The organism is Rugamonas violacea (genome assembly GCF_016461825.1).
Taxonomy (GTDB): Bacteria; Pseudomonadota; Gammaproteobacteria; order Burkholderiales; family Burkholderiaceae_D; genus Rugamonas.
The window spans coordinates 8,832-29,657 of sequence record NZ_JAEMNU010000080.1 but is presented as its reverse complement, the minus strand read 5'-3'; the positions used below and the strand labels follow the sequence as shown (position 1 = coordinate 29,657).

The window sequence follows — 20,826 nt, the reverse complement described above, 5'->3', positions numbered from 1 at the left end:
CACAGCGGCACTAATTTAGGCACGCAGGCACGCCGCCCCCCCCTCAGCAGGGGCCGGCCTCGGCTTCGGCGGCCGCCACCACGGTACGCACGATGTCGGCCAACTGGCGCGTGGCCGGCCCGGCCAGTTGGGGATCGGCGACGATCAGCGACAAGGTCAGCTTGCGCCGTTGGCCAACCCGCAGCGGCAACGGCTTGAGCTGCCCGCAGGCCAGCTGGTCGGCGATGCGATGCAGCGGTATCCAACCGAAACCCAGGCCGCCGCTGATCATCTCGATGCGGGTGGTCGGGCTGGTCACGGTCCAACGCTGGGTGGTGCCCAGCCAGCCGCTGTCGCGCGGGTTCAGCGTGCCGGAGTCGCGCACCACGATGTGCAGGTTGCGCGCCAAGTCGTCCTCCTCCAGCTCGCGGCCCAGGGCGTGCAGCGGATGGGCCGGATGGGCCACGCAGACAAACTCGATGTCGAGCAGGGCGTCGCCGAGGAAGCCGCTGGGCAGGCGGTTGGAAATCACCAGGTCGGCGCGCTTTTCCACCAGCACGTCCTCGGCGCCGGACAGGATGGTCTCCTCCAGGCTGACGCGGGTGTGCCGCGCCAGCGGTTCGAAGTCGCGCAGCACGCGCATCAGCAGCTCGTTGGGAAACAGGCTGTCGACGGCGAAGCGCACCTCCGGCTCCCAGCCCTGCTTGAGGCTGGCGGCCAGTTGCTCCAGCTGATAGGCGTCGGCCAGCAACTCGCGCGCCTTGCGCAGCAGCGCCTCGCCGTTGGCCGTCAGGCGGGCGCGGCGGCCCTCGATCACCAGCAACTCAACGCCCAGCTGCTCCTGCAAGCGCGCCACCATGTAGCTGACCGAGGACTGGCTGCGGTGCAGCGCCTCGGCCGCCTGGGCGTAGCCGCCGCAGTCGACGATGGCCTGCAGGACTTGCCACTGCTCCAGGGTGCTCTTGGGAATCTTCATGCCTATTTGGTTTCCATCACATAAGTGCCGTCCCAGCCGGCCGGCGGCGGCTGGCGCGCCAGACTGGCGCAGCGGGCAATATACAGGCTGGCGGCCTGGTCCGCCGGATTCAGCGCCAGCACCTCCTCGAACAGCTTGGCGGCGCCGGCCCAGTTGCGCTTGCGGTAGCTGTGCAGGGCGTGGCGGAACAGGCCCAGCGCCTCGCTCAGTTGCGGATAACTGGCCTCGTCGTGGTAGTCCATCACCTCGTAGATGGCGACCGGTTGGGTCTTGCCGCGCACCACCACGATGTCCAGCTCGCGCAGGCGGTAGGTGCCGCGCAGCGCGCGGTAGGTGAACTCGCTGAGCAGGATGTGGGCGCCGTACTGCTTGCAGGCCGATTCCAGCCGCGCCGCCAGGTTCACGCCGTCGCCGATGATGGTGTAGTCCATGCGCTTCTTCGAGCCGATGTTGCCCGACACCACCTGGTCGGAGTTCAGGCCGATGCCGATGTCGAGCGCCGGCTTGCCGTCGGCCAGGCGCAAGCGGTTCCACGCCGCCAGCTCGGCCATCATGGCGATGGCGGCGCGCACGGCGCGGTCGGCGTCGTCGTCGTGGCCGACCGGAATGCCGAAGGCGGCCATGATGGCGTCGCCGATGAACTTGTCGAGCATGCCCTCCTCGCGCTGGATGCAGTCGACCATCAGCGTGAAGTACTCGTTGAGCAGCGCCACCGTGCCTTGCGCGCCGAGCTGCTCGGTGATGGCGGTGAAGCTGCGGATGTCGGAGAACAGCACGGTGGCGTTGACGTTCTTGCCGCCCAACATCTCGGCGCCGTTGGCCACCATCTGGTCGGCGATGCCCGGGTCCATGTAGCGCGACATGGTCGAGCGCAACCGTTTCTCGTTGGAGATGTCGTCGATCATCAGCATCCAGCCGATGCGCTGCTGCTCCGTCGACAACAGCGGCTGCACGCTGAGGTTGACCGACAGCGTCGCGCCGCCCAGCACCAGCTCGGCGTCCATCATGTGCTCGGCCGTCTGGCGCTGCTCGACCTGGCGCAGCTTGTCGAGCACCCAGCTGTTGGCGTCGGCGAAGAACTCGGCCGCCGCCCGGCCGATGACCTGCGCTGCGCCGCAGCGCAGCATGCGCAGGCCGGCGGCGTTGCAGGTGACGATCCTCTCGCCGCCGTCCAGGGTCAGCACGCCGTTCGACATCGATTCAAGCATGGCTTCGTTGTAGTTCTTGATCTGCTGCACGTCGGCGAACAGCTTGGCGTTTTCCAGCGCGATCGAAATCTGCGCCGTGAAGGCGCGCAGGCGCGAGGCGTCCTCGTCCGAGAACGGCCCGCCGCGCTTGTTGAGCACCTGGGTCACGCCGATGGTCTTGCCGTGCTTGTTGACGATGGGCACGCACAGGATGGAGCGGGTGAAGAAGCCGGTGCGCTGGTCGAAGGCCGGGTTGAAGCGCAGGTCGGCGTAGGCGTAGGGAATGTTGATGGTCTTGCCGGAGCTGAACACGGCGCCGGCGATGCCGGCCTTGTTGGGCAGGCGGATCTGCATCGAGTCCAGGCCCTGGCCGACCTCCGACCACAGCTCGTCGCTCTTGTCGTCGTTGAGGAACAGGGTCGAGCGCTCGGCGTTGAGCAGGCGGGTGGCCTCGCCCATGACCTTCTGCAACAGCGAGCCGAGCTTGATGTCGGCGCTCACCTCGGAGACCACGTCGATGAACTCCATCTCCTGGCGCCGCACCTTCTTCATGCTTTCCAGGAAGCGCGCGCTTTGCAGCGCCAAGGTGCCCTGGGTGGTCAGCGCCTCGAGCAATTGCAGGTCGGCGCGGCTGAACTTGCCGCGCCGCTTGTTGAGCGTCTGCGCCACGCCGATGATCTCGCCGCGCACGGTCTTGATCGGCACGCACAGGATGTTGCGCGTGACGAAGCCGGTCTGCTCGTCGATGGCGCGGTTGAAGCGCGCGTCGGCGTAGGCGTCGGCGATCAGCACCGACTCGCCGGTGGTGAAGACGTGGCCGGCGATGCCGACATGGTTGAGGAAGCGGATCTCGCGTTGAATCTCGCCCTGGGCGACGCGGGAAAACAGCTCGTGGTTTTCCGCGTCGTTGAGGAACAGGGTGCCGCGCTCGGCGCCCAGCTCCTCGGTGGTGACCTCGACCAGGGCGCTGAGGATCTCGTCGAGGCTGTCGTAGGCGGCCATGCGGCGCGACACCTCCAGCAGCAGCTCGACCTGGCGCAGGCGGCGGCGCTGCGCCCCGGCGGCGGCGGCGCTGGTCGTGGCGTTGGCTGGGGTCGGCTTGCTCACGCTGGCCTCGGCGCGCTCAGTGCGGCCGCGGCCGCGGCCGTGGCGGCGCGGCGGCCGCCTCCAGCGCGCCGCGCAGGGCGCGGATGGTGTCGTGCAACTGGCCCAGCTCGGCGCGCTGGCCGCTGGCCGACTGTTGCAGCGCGTCGGCGTGCTCCAGCGCCAGACGCTCCAACTCGCCGCGCAGGGCGGCGATGGTGTCGCGCAACTGCTGCGCCTCGTTGTGGGCGCCGGCCAGCGCGTCCTGCACCTGGCGCTGGCGCTCCTGCTGCGCCGTCTCCAGCGCGGCGCGCAGGGCGATCGCGGTGCGCTGCAGATCGCGCACCTCGGCCAGCGCCAGGCGCAGCGCGTCCGGCGTGGGCAACGCGGACGGGGTGGCGGTCGGTGTCGGCTTGTTCAGGATAGCCCCACGGGTGGATTGGTCGCCGGCATGGCGCCACCCAATCATACCATCGCCATACGCGCGGACCCGACGGGCGGCCGGCGTTTGTTGCGTGTCCGCCATGCTGGCCGCGCGCGAACCGACCCACCGGCGAAAACGGGGGGCGGACCCAACGCGCCAAGGCGGGGAGTCCGACCCCGGCGCGCCGCCGTTGGGTGGTTTTTGTAGCCGCCGGCGCCCCGGCTTGGCGGCACTAGAGCTTGAGCTCCAGGGTCAGGCGCAATTGCACGCCGCCGGGGTAGACCGAGTTGCGCCGCCGCGTGCCGCCGTCGGGGTTGACGAAGGTGGAATTGGACAGGTAGTCCTGCCCCAGCGCGTTGCCGACGGCCAGGCGCAGCTGGTTCTTGGCGTCGAACTTCCACAGCGCGTAAAGGTCGAGGTCGCGCCGCACCGAGACGTATTCGTACTGGTCCGCCGCCGCGCGCACCTGGCCGCCGTTGCGGAAGGCCAGGCTGGCGCCGGCCGCCAGCGCGCCGCCGGCGCTCTTGTAGTCGACGCCGACGGTGGCGCTGAGCGGGGTCTGCTGGTCGAGCCGGTTGTCCGGCCCGGGCACCGCCTCGACGCGCGACCAGTTGCGGCTGACGCTGGCGCGCAGGTCAATTGCCGGCGCCTTGTCGATGAAGGTGCTGAGCGGGAATTTGGCCTCCAGCTCGACGCCACGGGTGACGGCGCGGCCGTCGTTGATCGAGGTGGCGACCCAACGCTCGTTCTCGTACAGCAGGCCGGGCCGCGTGTAGTCGTCGATGCGGCGCATCGAGGCGCTGGCGCTGAGCAGGGCACTCTCGCCCCAGTAATGCTCGTAGGAGGCGTCCAGGCCCAGCGCCAGCTCCGGCTTCAGGTTCGGGTTGCCGCGCCGGTCGGGGTCGATCTGGCTGTTGTTGGTCGAGATGAAACGGCGCGGCACCAAACTGTTGGTCGACGGCGCCTTGTAGGTGCGGGTCAGCGCCAGGCGCAGCTGGTCCTTGCCGCCGGGCAGCTTGTACAAGGTCTGCATCAGCGGACTCCAGACGCTGCTGCGCCGCGTCACCGGGTCGAAATTGCGCCCCTCGGCCGAGGTCGACAGGCCCTCCCAGCGCAGGCCCAGGTAGAGCGACCAGTTCGGCGTGACGTTCCACTCGTCCTGGCCGTACAGGGCCAGCCGGCGCACGTCGGCGCGGTACTGCTGGTCCTCGCTGAGCGGCGCACGGGCGCCGTTCGGCGCCGCCTGCCCGGGCGGCGTGGCCTGCGCCTCGGCGGCCCAGTCGGCGCGCAGGTCGGCCTCGCGCTGCTGGCGCGTCTCGTCGCGGCGCGCCATGCCGCCGTCCCAGCCCAGCGCCAGCGCGTGGTCGGTGATCCACGGCGCCGAATACTTGCCGGTGCTGCTCAGGCCCTTGTCGGTGTTGTAGGCGTGCACATTGCGGTCGAGCGCCAGCTTCATCTGCTGGCTCAGCGTGCTGACGTCCTGGCTGCGCACCGCGCCGTCGCTGCTGCCGCGGTTCAGGTTGGCGCTGAGCTTGGTGTCGAGCTTGCCGCCGGCGGCTAGCTTGTGCACCCAGCTCAGCTCGCTGCGGGCGTAGGCGCCATGGCTGCTGTAGTGGCTGTCCACGCGGGCGAAGTCGCCGCTGCTGCCGAGGATGGGCGTCAGCACGCTGCCGTTGCGGCTGTCGTAGTTGTTCAGGCTCAGGTAGGACTGCGAGGTCAGCGTGTCGCCGCCGTCCAGCGTCCAGTTCAGCCGGGGCGCCAGGTTGGCGTTGTTGGATATCGACTTGTCGTGCAACAGGGTGGCCGCGCTCATGCTGGGGCGGCCGCCGGCGTCGACGTCGAGCTGGTGCCAGCTTGAGTCGCGCTCGGCCTCGTAACGGTTCAGCGTGGCGCCGAGCGAGTAGGAGAAGTCGCCGTTGCGGTCGGAAGTCTGCAGGCTGGCGCTGGGCGAGACCGAGCCCGCCCCCTTGGCGATGCTGGCCTTCCATTCGCGCTGGGCGTTCTTGATGGCCTTCTTCAGCACGATGTTGATGGTGCCGGCGATCGACTGGGTGCTGAACTCGGCGCTGGCGGCGCGCAGCACCTCGATGCGCTCGATCACGTCGGGCGCCAGCGATTCCAGCGAGAAGCCGGCCGGCATGCGCTCGCCGTTGAGCAGGATCTGCGTATAGCCGCTGCCCAGGCCGCGCATGCGGATCTCGCCGCCGCGCCCGGCCGCGCCGCTGACGGTGATGCCGGGCAGCCGCTTGAGCACGTCGGTCACCGAGGTGTCGCCGTAGCGCTGGATCTCCTCGCTGTTGACGATGATCTTGCTGGCGGTGTCGTCGCGGCGCGGGTTGTAGCCGTCGGCGCTGGCCTTGATCTCGACCCGCTGCAGCTTGGCCGGCGGCGCCGGCTCCTCGCCCAGCGGCGCCGCCTCCGCCTCCTTCTGCGCCTCCTTCAGCGCATCCTTCGGCGTGGCCGCCGGCGCCGGCGTGCTCTCCTTGTCGGCGGCCTTGGCCGGCGCCCCCCAGGTGCTGATGACGGCGGCGGCGAGAATGGTCAGGCGAAGGGCGAACGGAGGTGCGAGCATAGGCGGCGGCGAAAACGATAGTGACGGTGTTGTCCGGGAGAATACCCCACTCGCTTGGTTTAATGAAAATATTTTTTTAAAAGCAATGAAAAGCCCGCCCGTTTCAAGTCGGGCACGTCCACCAGCACGGATTTCACGCCCGACGCGGCGCCCACCGTTATAATTCGGCATCTTCAATGTCATGGATTTCCATCGTGTCCGATCGCCTCGCCGTGTTGCCGCAGTACCTGCTTCCCAAGGGAGCGTTGACCAACTTCGCCGGCCGCGTCGCCGGCGCCAAGGGCGGCGCCATGACCACCCGGCTGATCCGCTGGTTCGTCGGCCGCTACGACGTCAACATGGACGAGGCCCTCGACCCGGACATCGCCAACTACGCCAGCTTCAACGAGTTCTTCACCCGTGCGCTGCGGCCCGACGCCCGGCCGCTGGCCGCCGCCGACTTCGTCTGCCCGGTGGACGGCCGCATCAGCCAGTTCGGCGCCATCGAGGACGACCAGATCTTCCAGGCCAAGGGACACCGGTTCAGCACCACCGCGCTGGTCGGCGGCGACCGCGAGTTGGCCGCCCAGTTCCAGCACGGCAGCTTCGCCAACCTCTACCTGAGCCCGCGCGACTACCACCGCATCCACATGCCCTGCGACGGCACGCTGACCCGCATGATCTACGTGCCGGGCGAGCTGTTCTCGGTCAATCCGACCACCGCGCGCGGCATTCCCGGCCTGTTCGCCCGCAACGAGCGGGTGGTCTGCGTGTTCGACACGGCCCACGGCCCCTTCGTCATGACCCTGGTCGGCGCCACCATCGTCGGCAGCATGGCCACCGTGTGGCACGGCGTGGTCAACCCGCCGCGCGGCGCCGAGGTGCGCGAGTGGCGCTACGCCGGGCAGAACATCGTGCTGAAACAGGGCCAGGAACTGGGCCGCTTCCTGCTCGGCTCGACCGTCGTCATGTTGTTCCCCAAGGACAAGCTGGACTTCAATCCCGCCTGGCAAGCGGCCGGCCCGGTGCGCCTGGGCGAGACCATGGCCCAACTCAAGTAAGCCAGCGAGGCCGGCAACACCCGCCGGCGCAATCTGGGGTCGGACCCGCGAGGGGGTCCGACCCCGGCTCTCCGCCCGTGGGTGGTTTTGTAGTCCCCGGCGCTGTCAAAAATCGCCGCGGCAGGCCCGGGCGCCCGCTCAACCCGCCATGCCGTCGCCATCGCCGCCGGCATCGAAAGCCGCCTGCAGCAAATCGAGAAAGACGCGGGTCTTGGCCGGCATCAGCCGCCGGCCGGGAAACACCGCCCAGCCCGTCACGCGGGGGAAATCCCACTCCGGCAACACCCGCACCAGTTGTCCCGTCTTCACGTACGGCCCGGCGATCAGCTCCGTGCTGGCGCCGATGCCGGCGCCGGCGCAGGCCATGCGCACCAACAACTCCGGCGAATTCGCCATCAGCCGCACCGGCAACTCCCTGTCCCAGGTGGTCTTTCCCCGCAATAAAGTCCAGCGGCTCAGGCCGTTGACCCGTGGCGGCAAACTCAACAGGTCATGGCGGAACAGGTCGTCCGGCTGCTCGGGCAGGCCGCGCAGGCTGGCGTAGGCCGGCGCCGCGTACAGGCCGTGGGCGCTGAAGGCGACCCGCCGCGCCGCCAGCGAGGAGTCGTCCGGCAAGTTGCCCATGCGGATGGCCAGGTCGAAGCCCTCGGCCACCAAGTCGACCCGGCGCGGTGACAGGTCGATCTCCAGCGTGATGGCCGGATAGCGCGCCATGAACTCGGCCATCAGCGTGCCCATCGCGTGGTTGGCGAAGTCGCCCGGCATCGACACGCGCAGCAGGCCGCTGGGCGCGCCCTGGCGGTGCTGGGCCAGCGCGGCGGCGGCCTCGGTCTCCTCGGCCACCTTGCGGGCGTGGTCGAGCAGGCTGGCGCCGAACTCGGTGAGCACCAGCTTGCGCGTGGTGCGTTGCAACAGGCGCTCGCCCAACTGCCCCTCCAGCTTGGAGATGCGCCGCGACACGGTCGACTTGGGCAATTGCACCCGCTGCGCCGCCAGGCTGAAGCTGCCGCATTCGACGATACGGGCGAAGAGCAGGAGGTCGGCGGGATCGAGGTCCATTGATTGTTCCATGAGTGGATTAATGTTATCCATTTTAACGGCTTCCGGATGAAAATTGGAACTGTTAAAGTTCACTCACTGCAACAACAACCCAACAAACGGAGATCCACCATGAACATCCTGCAAATCAATTCCAGCGCCCGCAGCAGCGGTTCCGAATCGACCCGTTTGGCCGACGCCATCGTGGCCAAACTGAGCGCCAACGCCGCCGAGGTCAGCCTGACCCGCCGCGACCTGGCCGCCCAGCCCCACCCGGTGCTCGACGAAACCACGCTGCAAGCCCTGTTCACCCCGGCCGAGCAGCGCAACGCCGAGCAGGCCGCCCGCGTCGCCCTGGACGACGCGCTGATCGCCCAGGTGCAGGCGGCCGACGTGATCGTGATCGGCTCGCCGATGTACAACTTCGGCATCACCGTGCAACTGAAAAGCTGGTTCGACGCCATCGCCCGTGCCGGCGTGACCTTCAAATACGGCCCGACCGGCCCGATCGGCCTGCTGACCGACAAAAAAGTCTACGTCGCCGTGGCCCGTGGCGGCCTGCACCGCGACGGCCCGAGCGACACCCAGTTGCCGCACCTGAAAATGTTCCTCAGTTTCATCGGCCTCAACGACGTGCAATTCGTCTACGCCGAGGGCCTGAACCTGGGACCGGACGCGATGGCCAAGGCGCAAGCCCTGGCGGACGCCGAAGTCGACGCGGTACTGGTGTAACACCTTCGCCGGCCCGGCGGGCCGGCAACCCGAATTGGAATTGGAGATCGAAATGAGTGCAGCAACCACAGCAAACGCAAGCAACCCAGTCAACGCAAGCAAGGTCACGAACGATCAAGTCCGCCAAGGACGCGAAGTGGAGCGCATCGTCCACGGCCAGCCGGTGATGGACGGCGCCGGCGTCAAGATCAACCGCGTGCTGACGCAGCCGCTGCAACGCCGCCTCGATCCCTTCCTGATGCTCGACGCCTTCGGCAGCGACCAGGCCAACGACTACATCGCCGGCTTTCCCTCGCATCCGCACCGTGGCTTCGAGACGGTGTCCTACATGCTCAGCGGCCGCATGCGCCACAAGGACAGCGCCGGCAACGAGGGCCTGCTGAGCAGCGGCGGCGTGCAATGGATGACCGCCGGGCGTGGCGTGATCCACTCGGAAATGCCGGAGCAGGAGGAAGGCGTGATGGAAGGCTTCCAGCTGTGGCTGAACCTGCCGGCGCGCGACAAGATGCGGGCGCCCTGGTATCGCGACTTCGACGCCGCGCAGATTCCGCAATTCCGCACCGAACAAGGGGTGGCGGTGAAGGTCATCGCCGGCGCCAGCCACGGCGTGGACGGCGCGGTGCAGCGCGAGGTGACCGAGCCGATCTATCTGGACATCGAGCTGCCGGCCGGCGCCAGCTTCAGCCAGGCGCTGCCGGCCGGGCACAATGCCTTCCTGTACGTCTACCGGGGCGAGGTGGACGTTGGCGGCAAGGCGGTGGCCGGCGGCCGCATGGCGATCCTGGCCAACACGGCGGACGCCGACGGCGTGGTGCTGCGGGCCGAAGTGGCCACCAGGCTGATCCTGATCGCCGGCCAGCCGCTGGGCGAGCCGATCGCGCAACACGGCCCGTTCGTGATGAACAACCAGGCCGAGCTGGCCCAGGCGGTCGAGGACTTCCGCGCCGGCCGGCTGGGCGAGGAAGCGCAGCCAGCCTTGAGCGCCGAGCACTAAGCCACTACGCCACTAAGCGCTCAGCCGAGCGTTTAGCCGGCTATCCCTCGGCACAAGTCAAACCGCGTCAGGCCCGGAAGAGATTCCGGGCCTGCGCTTCTGCTATTCTTCCAATCTGGTCCAGTCAAACCAAGACACGCGGACGGAGGAGCATATGCAGCGGGCTTTCGGCAAACTAGTCGTGTTCAGCTCCATTACATTCGGGCTGGGTTTGCTGCAGGCTTGGATCGCCATTTTGCTCGTCGGCATCAAAACCGAGCATTTCCATCCTGCCAGAATATTCTCCGACGGCGGACTATTTTTCTTCGCTGCCTCGCTCGCCTCTTCCAGCTATCTCAGTCTGCGGGCAACCCCAAATCTCGACACGTCTTATGGCAGTCCCGCCAATGTCATGTCGCTGCTGCTGATGGGGTGGACCTATTTTTTAGCCCTGGTCGGCTACCTTTCGCAGGCAGTCAACACGCCTGAATGCCCATCTTTTGACGGGGAAGTACTCACAGCCATGCAAATTGTTTGTGTGTTTTGTGCCAGCATGTATGCGTTTTATGTCGCGACAGTATCTGGCATGCTCAGAGGAGATTCATGATGGAAATTTTTGCCATAACCCTTGGTTTGATTACCGCGATAGGCGGGCTAATTTACACCATCCTCAACTTTGATACCTTGTCGGCAACGCGTCTGGGCGTGGCAAGCAACAGCCCTCCGTCCGAGGAACATGCGAGCAAGCTGCGCGATACGCTGGCAGTCCTCGACGGCATCGCCGCGCAAACGAATATTCTGGCCTTGAATGCCGCAGTCGAGGCGGCAAGGGCGGGCGAGAATGGTCGTGGCTTCGCCGTTGTCGCCGAGGAGGTGCGTCAACTATCCCAACGAAACACGCAAGCACTTGACGAGCTGAAAGCGATGCTCGAATCCGTCAAGTGAACATTTCCGTTCGCCCGAAAACTGGAACGGATGAGCAAGATGCGGCGTGTGGACAAGGCAGTTGTCATAGGCACTAAAATTCATAAAAACTGAACGCTGTAACATCATTCTAGGCTTTGATGTTCTAAAAGATAAATCATATAGTGTTTCCACGGGCCCAGTAGCCTGCAACCTGCCAAGGAAACCACCATGAAATCGACTATCTTGAACGCCGCGCTCAGCGCCGTCATCGCCACCGCCGCCGTCGCCACGGGCGCCACCAGCGCAGCACAGGCGGCCCCGGCCGCGCCCATCGTCTTCAAAGAGGCCACCGCCGACGTCAACGGCGTCAAGCTGCACTACCGCAGCGCCGGCAGCGGCAGCGCCGTCGTGCTGATCCACGGCTACACCCAGACCGGCCACATGTGGACGCCGGCCGCCGTCGAACTGGCCAAGAACCACACGGTGATCGTGCCCGACCTGCGCGGCGCCGGCGCCTCCGACAAGCCGGCCGCAGGTTACGAGAAGAAAGTCTTGGCGCAGGACGTGCACGCGCTGCTCGCCTCGCTGGGACACCAGGACGCCATCGTCGTCGGCCACGACATCGGCCTGATGGTGGCCTACGCCTACGCCGCCCAATATCCGCAGGAAACGCGCAAGCTGGTGCTGATGGACGCCTTCCTGCCCGGCATCGGCAACTGGCAGGACATGTGGCTGCTGCGCGACCTGTGGCACTTCCATTTCCACGGCGAGGTGCCGCTGCAACTGGTGCAGGGCCGCGAGCGCATCTACTTCGAACATTTCTGGAACGACTTCGCCGCCGACAAGACCCGCTCGCTGCCGGAGGCGGACCGCCAGCTCTACGCCGCCGCCTACGCGCAGCCGGGCGGCATGCGCGCCGGCTTCGAATACTTCAAGGCCTTCGAGCGGGACGCCGCCGACTTCCAGCAATTCGCCAAGAACAAGCTGACGATGCCGGTGCTGGTGCTGTCCGGCGAGAAATCCGGCGGCAGCTTCCTGATCGACCAGACGCGGCTGGTGGCCAGCGACGTGAACGGCCAGATAGTCAAGGGTTCCGGCCACTGGCTGATGGAAGAGGCGCCGCAGCAGGTCATTCCGGCGCTGACCGGCTTCATCGGCAAGGACTAGGCGCGATGGCGGCGACAAGCCGGCGACACCCGGCGCGCTCGCCGCGCCGCCGCCTCGCTCCCCCGCCGCCACGGCAAGCCGGGCCAGTCCACGCCCAAAGTCCTGCCGGGCCGGCGACAACGAGCCGGCCCGCCCTAGCCTACTCGGAAATCTTCTTGCTGGTGTAGGCCGGGTCCGCCGTGATCTGCGCCTCGGTGTAGGCCTGGGTGATCCAGGCCTTCTGCGAAAAGCGCTCGGTCTGGTCGGCGAAGTGCGGCGACCTGGCGTGGCTCGACTGCGAATAGCTCAACATGGCCTGCGCCTGCGGACCGTTCTTGTCGAAGCCGACCACCTGCAGATAGCTGCTGCCCTCGGTCACGTTCATCAGACCCTTGCCATCCGGCTCGCTGCCGATGGCGTTGTACACCCCATACTGGTCGGCGGCGCCGTGGATCGGCACATTCTTGCTGCCCCGCTTGGCCACCTGGATCTCGCCCCATTTGGCGCCGGCCGCCCAGCCTTGGCTGTCGGCGGCGCGCACCGACGAGGCCAGCGCCGAGCGCACGGCCGCCGCGACCGCCGTGTCGCCGACCTTCAAGCCGCGCGGCGTGCGCACCGGATCGGCCGGATCGAACGGCACCGTCCAGACGCCGTCGTTGCCAGAGATGCGGTCCCACAGGCCGGCGAAGTAGACCAATCCCATGTTCGCGTCCAGGTTGGCGTGGCGGTCCCAGGCGGCCAGCTTGGCGCAGGCCTGGGTCAGGTCGACCGTGCTGCCGTCGTCGGCCAGCGCCGTCTTGCCGCCGGCGCACAGGCGCAGCAGGTCGTCGACCGTGTGCTCGGCGTGGTAGACCCGGTTGTTGAGCACCATCTCCTGCATCTGCGCCATCGACATGCGCCGGCCGGCCAAGCCGTCGCTGCCGGCCAGGCGCGCCTGCAACTGGCTGATGCCAATGCGGGCGCGGCCGCCGAGCGGGATGCCCTCGACGCTGACGATGGCGGGGAAGCCCAGCAGCGGCTGGTCGGGATTGGTGAACCAGGCGCTCTCGTTGGAGTTCTGCACGAAGTCGCTGCGCGTCAGGGCGGGCAGATTGGCGGCGGCGAAAATGCCGGGCTGGGCCGCCGTCGGATCGACCAGCCAGTCGCAGGCGGCGGTGGCGCCGTTGAGCACGAAGATGCCGCGCGCGGCCAAGCCCTTGTAGGCGTCCGGCACGCAGGCGGCCTGCTGCGCGCTGGGCACGTTGGGCACCACGGTGACGTCGAGGAACAGCGCGTTGCCGTCCTTGTCGGCGGCCAACGTGTTGACCCAGGGCAGCCCGCTGAAGCGCAGCACGGCGCTTTTCAGCTCCAGCGCGCTGCCGGCGCGGTTGATCGCGTACCACTGTTCGAGCATGCGGTGGTTGTCCTGGTTGGCGTCGCGCAGGGCGTAGGCGACGCCGTTCTTCCACTCCAGCATGCCGGGTATCACCACCAGGTTGCCGAAGTCGCTGCTGTACAAGTCGCGCGACTCGCTGCGCAACACGCCGTCGGCGCCCAGCACCTCGATGCTCAGGCGCTTGCGCAACATGCTCCGGCTCTTGCCGTCGACCAGGTACTTGGTCGGATCGGCCGGGTCCAGCTGCAGCTGGAACACGGTGAAGTGGGCCGAGGTGTTGACGGTGTGGCTCCAGGCGACGTTCTGGTTGAAGCCGATATTGACCAGCGGCAGGCCGGCGAGCGAGGCGCCCATCACGTCGAGCTTGCCCGGCATGGTCAGGTGCATCTGGTAGAAACGCAGCGGCCCCGACCAGGGGAAGTGCGGATTTCCCAGCAACAGGCCCTGGCCGTTGTCGCTGCCATCCTTGCCCAGCGCCACGGCGTTGCTGCCGCTGCGCGCGTGCAAGCGTTTCCAGTACTCGGGGTTCATCGGATTGCGCGCCGCCTCGGGCGCCAGCGGCGGCCCGACCGGCCCGCCGGCGCGCATGCCCTGCGCCACCGCGCCGGCCGGCTTGGCGCCGATGATCGCGCCGACGAACTGGCCGGCGCCGCCGACCATGGCGTAGCCGCGCGTCAGTTTGATCATGTCCGTCTCGCTCAGCTTGCGCACCCAGGCGGCGCCCTTGCACTCGTCCGGCAGGTTGGCCGCGCCGGTCTGCTCCAGATAGCGGTTGTAGCCGGCCACATAGCCCTTGAGCAGCGCCAGGATCTCGGCCGGCTGCGCCTTCAGCGCGGCGGCGACGGCGGCATCGTCGTTGAACAGGCGGTAGAAGAAGTCGCTCTGCACATTGGGCGCGCCGGTCTGTCCCTCGGGGCCGTTGGCGCCGAAGTACTTGGCGCGCTCGCCGTTGACGGTGGCGATGTGCCCGGCCAGCAGGCAAATATTGTCCTCCGCGTAGGCATAGCCGATGCCGTAACCGATGCCGGCCTCGTCGCTGGCCTTGATGTGCGGCACGCCGAAGCTGGTGCGGCGGATCTCCGCCGCGTACACGGCGGCCGGCGGCGGCGGGCCGACTTGGCCGGCGGTGCTGCTATCGCCGGCGCCGCCACTGCCGCCGCTACATCCGGCGCTCAGCGCCAAGGCCAACGAGGCAAGGCCGGCGGCGCCGAGGCGGCGCGACGGGAACATGGGTGAAGCGGAAAATGTCATGGCTGGCTCGCTTGTGTGAGGAGAAAACAAAACCAGCATGGTTGCAAATATTGCATTCAATATCAACAACTATATGAAAAGCATCATCTAATGCAACAAATTGGCGCATGGCAAGCCACCTTGGGCCTCATCCGGCGCCGCGGCCGGACCGATCTGCGGATAAAATGGCGCATGACTTCCACCTTCATCGCCTGGCTCAAGTACCTGAGCCGCATTTGCGGCTTCGACACGGCCGACTCCTTCCCGCCCGGCCACCCGTACGAGCGCACGCGCTGGAACGGCGCCTATTTCGACATCGCCTCCGACGTCAAGCCGGAGCGGATGGAGCAACTGCTGTGCGAGGCGATCGCCAACACGCCGCTGGTGTTCGGCTACATCAGCAACCCGACGCCGCGCATGCAGCGCGCCCTGTTCGCCATCCTCGAAGAGCGCATGCGCAACAACCGGGGCCGCGCCAGCGAGTTGGCCGCGCTGCTGATCGCCGCCTACGACGACAGCCCGCACGTGGTCGAGGTGCTGCCCGGCCTGCGCGCCGAGATCGCCGCCAGCCGCCAGCAGGACGGCGCCGAGCGGGCCCGTAGCCTGATGGCCTTCCTCAACACCATGCAGTCGCCGTTCGACGTGATCGAGATGCAGCGCTAGGCCGGCGCAGCGGCGGCGGCGGCAGCGGCGGCCCCGTCGCGCGCCACGCGCGGCCGGCGTCGCCTCAGCGCGACGATGGCGACGATGGCGACGACCACAGCGACGACCAGCCCCGCCGTGCCGGCCGACTGCCGTCGCCCTGCTCGCGGACGAAATGGTGCGGCACCCAGCGCTGCCGCAGCACCATGAAGGGCCTCTCGACGAGGCTGTACAGCAGCCAGCCGGCGGCCACGCTGGCCAGCGACAACAGCGACACGGCCGGCCAGCCGGTCGGCGCCAGGCCCTGCGCCGCCAGCACCTTGCCCAACAACACGCACAACTGCTTGTGGCTCAGATAGATGGCGTACGACCACAGGGCCAGCGCGGCGGCGCCCGGCACGCGCAAGCGATGCAACAAGGCGCCGGGGCTGAGCGCCGCCAGCAGCAACAGCGAAATGGCCACGGCCAGCAGCGGGTAGCCGAACACCGTCGCGGCATAGCCGTAGCGGTCCAGCAGAAACAAATACCAGGCCAGGCCGAGCAGCGCGGCGCCGGCCGCCAGCATCCAGTTGCCGTAGGCGGTGAGGCGTTGCCACAGGGCCGCATGGTGGTTCTTGACCAGCGCCAGCGCCACGCCGGCCACCAGTTCGTCGAAGCGGCACAGGGTCGAGTAGTAGACCAGGTTGTAGTAGCGGTAGATGTCGCGCTCGTTGCCGTCGATATAGTTGTGCCAAACATAGCTGCGGATCAACATGCCGGCCAGCAAGCTGCCGAACACCAGCAGCCAGGCCAGCGGCAAGGCGCGGCGGCGGGCGGCGATCAACAGGGCCAAGGCCGGCAGCAGCATGTAGAACTGCTCCTCGACGCAGAGCGACCAGGCGTGCGAGAAGGCGGTGCCCGGATTCAGGCCGAGATTCTGGGTGAAGCTCAGGAAGCGCCACAGCTCGGGCATGACGCTGGCGCCGCGGAAGTACGGCCAGCAGGCGTACAGCGCCAGCACGACATAGAAATTGGGCAAGGTGCGCAGCAGGCGGCGGGCGTAGAAGCGGCCCAGCGACAGCCTCTCCGGCCCGCGCAACGCCGCCAGGATCTGGTTGCCGATCAGGTAACCGCTGAGGGCGAAGAACAGGTCGACGCCGCTCCAGCCGACCTCGCCGAGGAAACCGAAGGTCGGCTCGCCGCTGACGAAGCTGGCGTAGTGGCTCATGAACACCAGCACGATGGCCAGGGCGCGTAGTGTGTCGAGACCGTGGATGCGGGCGGTGGCAGTCGAAATGTTCATGGCGGAATGGAAAATGGATCGGTGGTGTGAAGTAAAAAACAACGCGGGCGGCGAATCATGCCAGATTCGCCCCGGCGCCGCCAGTTTCGCCGGCACGGCGGCGGCGCTACCGCTAAAATATCGGCCAACGTTGCCGCGCGGTCAGATCGCGGCGCCACCCCAGCCAAGGACAGCCATGAACGAGCCGCATCGACTGCAATTCAAATCCGTCAACTACAGCGGGCTGGGCGCGGGCCCGCGCCTGATCATCCTCGGCGCCGTGCACGGCAACGAGACTTGCGGCAGCCAGGGCATCGCCCGCGTCATGGCCGAGCTGGACTCCGGCGCGCTGCACCTCGCCGCCGGCAGCGTCACCTTCGTGCCGGTGGCCAATCCGCTGGCCTACGCCAAGGGCGAACGGGGCGGCGAGCGCAACCTGAACCGCAACCTGTTCCCCAACGCCGCGCCGCAGGACTTCGAGGACCGCGTCGCCAACTGGCTGTGTCCGCTGCTGGCGCAGCACGACGTGTTGCTCGACCTGCACTCCTTCAACGCCGCCAGCGAACCCTTCGTCATGGTCGGCCCGCGCAACAACGCCGGCCCGCTGCAAGCCTTCCGCCACGAGGCGCAGGAGCGCGCGCTGGCGCGCCGGCTCGGCGTGCGCCGCTTCGTCGACGGCTGGCTGGCCACCTACGGCCAAGGCGTGCAACGCCGCCTGCGCGACGACAGCCAACTGGAAACCGTGCTGCGCTACGGCGTCGGCACCACCGAATACATGCGCTCGACCGGCGGCTACGCGCTGACGCTGGAGTGCGGCCAGCACGCCGATCCGCGGGCGCCCGAGGTGGCCTACCGCGCCATCCGCAACACCCTGGCCTTCCTCGGCCTGGTCGACGAAGCGGCGCCGGCGCCGGTCGAGCCGGCGCAAATGGAGGCGCTGAGCATGGTCGTTGTGCACGATAAGCAACACGCCGACGACCAATTCAGCCGCGTCTGGTCGAGTTTCGACCGCCTGCGCCAGGGCGAGGAGATCGGCCGCCGCGCCGACGGCACGGCGGTGCTGGCCGAGTTCGACGGCCTGATCCTGTTCCCCGACACGGCCGCCAAGGCCAACAGCGAATGGTTCTACCTGGCGCGCGCCAATCCGGACTTCTGATGCGCCGGCCACTGGCGCCGCATGGTCTATCCCGATAGAATCAATTGCAGGAGACAACGATGAACAAGCCTGTGATGCTGCTACTCGCCGTGCTCGGCGCCGGCATGGCGCCGGCGGCCGGCGCCGCCGCCGAGCCGGTGACGGCCTTGCGCGTGATGGCGCAGGAAAGCCTGCCGCCGAAGTGGATGACGCGCCACGGCCGCGCCAGCGGCATCTGCCCCGACATCCTGGCGGCGATCGAAAGGCTGGCGCCGCAATTGCGCTTCAGCGGGCAGGACGACTACCGCTCGGTGCCGGTGATCGAAAGAAGTCTGGAATCGGGCGAGGTGGACTGCGCCTGCGCGCTGATGGACACGGCCAAGCGGCGCCGCATCGCCAACCCGGTCGGCAAGCCGCTGTACATGATCCGCCACAAGCTGGCCGCCGCCGCCGGCGACAAGGCCGAGGTCAACAACTTCGACGACCTGCTCAAGCTCAAACCGATCATCACCACCTCGCGCGGCGCCGGCTACTCGGTGCAGCTGCGCGCGCTGGGCCTGGAGGTCGACGACAGCACCGGCGACAACCTGGTCAACCTGAAGAAGATCGTCGCCGGCCACGGCCGTTTTTTCTACATGAACGAGGTGACGCTGAGCTGGATCGTGCGCCAGCAGGGACTGCGCGACCAGGTGCGCATCCTGCCGGCGGTGCTGAAAGAGGAGCCGATCTACTTCTGGATCAGCAAGCAGACCGATCCGGCCGCCCGCCGCCAGGTCGAGCTGGCCCTGGGCAAGCTCCAGGCCAGCGGCGAGCTGGCGCGCATCTACGAGCACTGGGTCAAGCAACGTTAGCCGTTAAGGGCACATCGAACAACCCTGAATTCGTCGTTCCCGCGTAGGCGGGAATCCATGCTGAGTCAATGGACATGCGGGGTATGGATTCCCGCCTGCGCGGGAATGACGGTTTTTAGAGGTGCCTTTAACCGGGCTCAAGCAAGGCGGCCGCGCCGGGGCGCCGCCGCCAGGACTCAGGCGGTGGCCAGCTTCAGGCCGACGATGCCGCCGGCGATCATGGTGATGCACAAGATGCGCACCAGGTTGGCCGGTTCACCCAGCACCATGATGCCGAAGATGACGGTGCCGATGGTGCCGATGCCGGTCCAGATCGCGTAGGCGGTGCCCAGCGGCAAGTGGCGCAGCGCCAGGCCCAGCAGGCCGACGCTGCCGGCCATCGCCGCCAAGGTCAGCGCGGTGGGCAGCGGGCGGGTGAAGCCCTCGGTGTATTTGAGGCCGACGGCCCAGCCCACTTCCAACAAGCCGGCCAATACCAAAATAAACCATGTCATACGTTTCTCCCGTGACGGCCGGGTCGTCCCCGCCTGGCCCGCAATCGCGGCGGGGTCGTCCCCGCGCGGGCAAAAGAGCCAGCATGATACCAGCCGTGCAACTTTCTCGCTGGGAACGGCGCCCGCGCGGTCGCCGGGTAGGCGATAATGCGCTTCCTGTAAGACCCCCCGCCCTGCCGCCGGGCCGCCGTTTTGCGCGGCCGCCAGCAGGAATTTTATTTATATCGTAGTATAGCGATATTGAAATTGCCGAAACCCGATACATATATCGTGCAGAAGCGAAACAATGGACTTCCGATGGATATCGATGCAATTCACAAGGCGCTGGCCAATCCCATGCGGCGCCAGATCCTGGCCTGGCTCAAGCAACCGGAGCAGTACTTCTCCGACCAGGAGCACGGCCTCAATCTGGGCGTGTGCGCCGGGCTGATCGACCGTCGTTGCGGCTTGTCGCAATCGACCGTGTCGGCCCACCTGGCGACCTTGCAGAAGGCCGGACTGATCAGTTCCAAACGCGTCGGCCAATGGGCCTTCTTCAGCCGCAACGAAGAAACCATCCAGGCCTTCATCGACCACATGAACCAGGGCCTCTAGCCGCATTCGGGCCCGCCACCGGCACGACCGGGGTATTTTTTTACAGGAAACTATCATGGCAACTCTGTTTGATCCGCTCACCATCGGCAACCTCACGCTGAAAAACCGCATCATCATGGCGCCGCTGACGCGCGCCCGCGCCGTCGGCGGCGGCCGCGTGCCGAACGCGCTGATGGCCGAATATTATGTGCAACGCGCCAGCGCCGGCCTGATCCTCAGCGAGGCGACCGCCGTCACGCCGCAGGGCGTCGGTTACGCCGACACGCCGGGCCTGTGGTCGGACGAGCAGGTGGCCGGCTGGAAGCTGGTGACCGGGGCGGTGCACGCCGCCGGCGGCCGCATCTTCGCCCAGTTGTGGCACGTCGGCCGCATCTCCGACCCGGACTTCCTCGACGGCCAGGCGCCGGTGGCGCCCAGCGCCATCGCCGCCAAGGGCCATGTCAGCCTGCTGCGTCCGCAGCGCGACTACCCGCTGCCGCGCGCCCTCGACACGGCCGAACTGGCCGGCGTGGTGGCCGCCTACAAGAAAGGCGCGGAGAACGCCAAGCTGGCCGGCTTCGACGGCGTCGAGATCCACGGCGCCAACGGCTACCTGCTCGACCAGTTCCTGCAGGACAGCAGCAACCAGCGCAGCGACAACTACGGCGGTTCGATCGAGAACCGCGCCCGCCTGCTGCTCGAAGTCACCGACGCCTGCATCGCCGTGTGGGGCGCCGAGCGCGTCGGCATGCACCTGGCGCCGCGCCGCGACGCCCACGACATGGGCGATTCGACCCCGCTGGCCACCTTCGGCTACGTGGCACGCGAGCTGGGCAAGCGCAAGATCGCCTTCATCTGCGTCCGCGAGGCGATCGGCGAGGACAGCCTGGGACCGTTGCTGAAACGCGAGTTCGGCGGCGTCTACATCGCCAACGAGAGCATGGACAAGGCCAAGGCCGAGCAGGTGCTGGCCGCCGGCACGGCCGACGCGGTGGCCTTCGGCAAGGCCTTCATCGCCAACCCCGACCTGCCGCGCCGCCTGCAACTCGACGCCCCGCTCAACGCTTGGAAAGCGGAAACCTTCTACCACGCCACGGCGGAAGGCTACACCGACTACCCGGCGCTGGCGGCCGCCTGAGGCCGCAGCCGGCGCCGCAATCATGGCGCCGGCGATGCTGGCAAACCCCAGCGGCGTAGAGCCGGGGGGGG

Annotated in this window: 18 protein-coding genes and 1 pseudogene; 11 read left to right on the top strand and 8 right to left on the bottom strand. The window is 67.6% G+C overall.

The genetic code is table 11. From position 1 onward, the window contains the following. Nucleotides 1–43: 43 nt before the first annotated feature. The 4 genes from H7U20_RS15875 to H7U20_RS15860 all read right to left on the bottom strand — a co-directional run bounded on the left by H7U20_RS15875 (nt 44) and on the right by H7U20_RS15860 (nt 6,221). Nucleotides 44–955, bottom strand: coding sequence for a LysR family transcriptional regulator (locus H7U20_RS15875; RefSeq protein WP_199760128.1), 912 nt, complete (start codon nt 953–955; stop codon nt 44–46). A gap of 2 nt (nt 956–957) precedes the next feature. Then, complete coding sequence (locus tag H7U20_RS15870; protein WP_199760127.1) at nt 958–3,249, bottom strand: GAF domain-containing protein; 2,292 nt, start codon at nt 3,247–3,249, stop codon at nt 958–960. A gap of 16 nt (nt 3,250–3,265) precedes the next feature. Continuing rightward, nucleotides 3,266–3,694: a hypothetical protein gene (locus H7U20_RS15865; protein ID WP_233410797.1), complete on the bottom strand. Its 429-nt coding sequence runs from the start codon at nt 3,692–3,694 to the stop codon at nt 3,266–3,268. 187 nt (nt 3,695–3,881) lie between these two features. Next, nucleotides 3,882–6,221 (bottom strand): TonB-dependent receptor plug domain-containing protein, encoded by a 2,340-nt coding sequence (locus H7U20_RS15860; protein WP_199760126.1) that lies wholly within the window; start codon nt 6,219–6,221, stop codon nt 3,882–3,884. Between the two features lie 194 nt (nt 6,222–6,415). Here H7U20_RS15860 and asd point away from each other — a divergent pair, with 194 nt between their 5' ends. Beyond that, entirely contained in the window at nt 6,416–7,261 is an 846-nt protein-coding gene (gene asd, locus H7U20_RS15855; RefSeq protein WP_199760125.1) for an archaetidylserine decarboxylase, read from the top strand. Nucleotides 7,262–7,399: 138 nt separating this feature from the next. Here the strand turns inward: asd and H7U20_RS15850 are convergent, their stop codons facing one another. After that, on the bottom strand, nt 7,400–8,320 hold the full coding sequence (locus H7U20_RS15850; protein ID WP_199760124.1) for a LysR family transcriptional regulator: 921 nt from the start codon (nt 8,318–8,320) through the stop codon (nt 7,400–7,402). Nucleotides 8,321–8,431: 111 nt separating this feature from the next. Between H7U20_RS15850 and H7U20_RS15845 the strand changes: the two genes are divergently transcribed. The 5 genes and pseudogenes from H7U20_RS15845 (at nt 8,432) to H7U20_RS15825 (ending at nt 12,077) form a co-directional block, all read left to right on the top strand. Continuing rightward, nucleotides 8,432–9,031 carry an FMN-dependent NADH-azoreductase gene (locus tag H7U20_RS15845; protein WP_199760123.1) on the top strand — a complete coding sequence of 200 codons (600 nt, stop codon included), beginning with the start codon at nt 8,432–8,434 and terminating at the stop codon, nt 9,029–9,031. A gap of 52 nt (nt 9,032–9,083) precedes the next feature. Further along, nucleotides 9,084–10,025 carry a pirin family protein gene (locus tag H7U20_RS15840; protein WP_199760122.1) on the top strand — a complete coding sequence of 314 codons (942 nt, stop codon included), beginning with the start codon at nt 9,084–9,086 and terminating at the stop codon, nt 10,023–10,025. Between the two features lie 154 nt (nt 10,026–10,179). Next, on the top strand, nt 10,180–10,611 hold the full coding sequence (locus H7U20_RS15835; protein WP_199760121.1) for a hypothetical protein: 432 nt from the start codon (nt 10,180–10,182) through the stop codon (nt 10,609–10,611). 125 nt (nt 10,612–10,736) lie between these two features. Continuing rightward, nucleotides 10,737–10,940 (top strand): annotated as a pseudogene (locus tag H7U20_RS30935) (methyl-accepting chemotaxis protein); the annotation flags it as partial. A gap of 198 nt (nt 10,941–11,138) precedes the next feature. Then, the gene (locus tag H7U20_RS15825; protein ID WP_199760119.1) at nt 11,139–12,077 is read left to right on the top strand and encodes an alpha/beta fold hydrolase; all 939 of its coding nucleotides are present in this window, start codon (nt 11,139–11,141) and stop codon (nt 12,075–12,077) included. 139 nt (nt 12,078–12,216) lie between these two features. On the opposite strand, the gene H7U20_RS15820 is transcribed toward H7U20_RS15825, so the two are convergent. Further along, nucleotides 12,217–14,682, bottom strand: coding sequence for an acylase (locus tag H7U20_RS15820; protein WP_199760118.1), 2,466 nt, complete (start codon nt 14,680–14,682; stop codon nt 12,217–12,219). Nucleotides 14,683–14,853: 171 nt separating this feature from the next. On the opposite strand from H7U20_RS15820, the gene H7U20_RS15815 reads away from it, so the two are divergent. Further along, the gene (locus H7U20_RS15815; RefSeq protein ID WP_199760117.1) at nt 14,854–15,324 is read left to right on the top strand and encodes a hypothetical protein; all 471 of its coding nucleotides are present in this window, start codon (nt 14,854–14,856) and stop codon (nt 15,322–15,324) included. 64 nt (nt 15,325–15,388) lie between these two features. On the opposite strand, the gene H7U20_RS15810 is transcribed toward H7U20_RS15815, so the two are convergent. Further along, on the bottom strand, nt 15,389–16,585 hold the full coding sequence (locus tag H7U20_RS15810; RefSeq protein WP_199760116.1) for an acyltransferase family protein: 1,197 nt from the start codon (nt 16,583–16,585) through the stop codon (nt 15,389–15,391). A 175-nt stretch (nt 16,586–16,760) separates the two neighbouring features. Here H7U20_RS15810 and H7U20_RS15805 point away from each other — a divergent pair, with 175 nt between their 5' ends. Both H7U20_RS15805 and H7U20_RS15800 read left to right on the top strand, forming a co-directional pair. Then, a complete protein-coding gene (locus H7U20_RS15805; protein ID WP_199760115.1) occupies nt 16,761–17,720 on the top strand; it encodes a M14 family metallopeptidase in 960 nt (319 codons plus the stop codon). A 59-nt stretch (nt 17,721–17,779) separates the two neighbouring features. Then, nucleotides 17,780–18,550, top strand: coding sequence for a substrate-binding periplasmic protein (locus H7U20_RS15800; protein ID WP_199760114.1), 771 nt, complete (start codon nt 17,780–17,782; stop codon nt 18,548–18,550). Between the two features lie 176 nt (nt 18,551–18,726). On the opposite strand, the gene sugE is transcribed toward H7U20_RS15800, so the two are convergent. Then, a complete protein-coding gene (gene sugE / locus H7U20_RS15795) occupies nt 18,727–19,044 on the bottom strand; it encodes a quaternary ammonium compound efflux SMR transporter SugE (RefSeq protein WP_199760113.1) in 318 nt (105 codons plus the stop codon). A gap of 297 nt (nt 19,045–19,341) precedes the next feature. On the opposite strand from sugE, the gene H7U20_RS15790 reads away from it, so the two are divergent. Further along, complete coding sequence (locus tag H7U20_RS15790; protein WP_199760112.1) at nt 19,342–19,638, top strand: ArsR/SmtB family transcription factor; 297 nt, start codon at nt 19,342–19,344, stop codon at nt 19,636–19,638. Between the two features lie 55 nt (nt 19,639–19,693). After that, nucleotides 19,694–20,755 (top strand): alkene reductase, encoded by a 1,062-nt coding sequence (locus H7U20_RS15785; RefSeq protein WP_199760111.1) that lies wholly within the window; start codon nt 19,694–19,696, stop codon nt 20,753–20,755. The last annotated feature ends 71 nt before the right edge of the window (nt 20,756–20,826 follow it).

What these genes read in the sequence shown, in the direction of transcription:
- H7U20_RS15875 (WP_199760128.1), bottom strand. Translation starts at nt 955, where the DNA reads ATGAAGATTCCCAAGAGCACCCTGGAGCAGTGGCAAGTCCTGCAGGCC.
- H7U20_RS15865 (WP_233410797.1), bottom strand. Translation starts at nt 3,694, where the DNA reads ATGATTGGGTGGCGCCATGCCGGCGACCAATCCACCCGTGGGGCTATC.
- H7U20_RS15860 (WP_199760126.1), bottom strand. Translation starts at nt 6,221, where the DNA reads ATGCTCGCACCTCCGTTCGCCCTTCGCCTGACCATTCTCGCCGCCGCC.
- H7U20_RS15850 (WP_199760124.1), bottom strand. Translation starts at nt 8,320, where the DNA reads ATGGACCTCGATCCCGCCGACCTCCTGCTCTTCGCCCGTATCGTCGAA.
- H7U20_RS15845 (WP_199760123.1), top strand. Translation starts at nt 8,432, where the DNA reads ATGAACATCCTGCAAATCAATTCCAGCGCCCGCAGCAGCGGTTCCGAA.
- H7U20_RS15840 (WP_199760122.1), top strand. Translation starts at nt 9,084, where the DNA reads ATGAGTGCAGCAACCACAGCAAACGCAAGCAACCCAGTCAACGCAAGC.
- H7U20_RS15835 (WP_199760121.1), top strand. Translation starts at nt 10,180, where the DNA reads ATGCAGCGGGCTTTCGGCAAACTAGTCGTGTTCAGCTCCATTACATTC.
- H7U20_RS15825 (WP_199760119.1), top strand. Translation starts at nt 11,139, where the DNA reads ATGAAATCGACTATCTTGAACGCCGCGCTCAGCGCCGTCATCGCCACC.
- H7U20_RS15820 (WP_199760118.1), bottom strand. Translation starts at nt 14,682, where the DNA reads ATGACATTTTCCGCTTCACCCATGTTCCCGTCGCGCCGCCTCGGCGCC.
- H7U20_RS15815 (WP_199760117.1), top strand. Translation starts at nt 14,854, where the DNA reads ATGACTTCCACCTTCATCGCCTGGCTCAAGTACCTGAGCCGCATTTGC.
- H7U20_RS15810 (WP_199760116.1), bottom strand. Translation starts at nt 16,585, where the DNA reads ATGAACATTTCGACTGCCACCGCCCGCATCCACGGTCTCGACACACTA.
- H7U20_RS15805 (WP_199760115.1), top strand. Translation starts at nt 16,761, where the DNA reads ATGAACGAGCCGCATCGACTGCAATTCAAATCCGTCAACTACAGCGGG.
- H7U20_RS15800 (WP_199760114.1), top strand. Translation starts at nt 17,780, where the DNA reads ATGAACAAGCCTGTGATGCTGCTACTCGCCGTGCTCGGCGCCGGCATG.
- sugE (WP_199760113.1), bottom strand. Translation starts at nt 19,044, where the DNA reads ATGACATGGTTTATTTTGGTATTGGCCGGCTTGTTGGAAGTGGGCTGG.
- H7U20_RS15790 (WP_199760112.1), top strand. Translation starts at nt 19,342, where the DNA reads ATGGATATCGATGCAATTCACAAGGCGCTGGCCAATCCCATGCGGCGC.
- H7U20_RS15785 (WP_199760111.1), top strand. Translation starts at nt 19,694, where the DNA reads ATGGCAACTCTGTTTGATCCGCTCACCATCGGCAACCTCACGCTGAAA.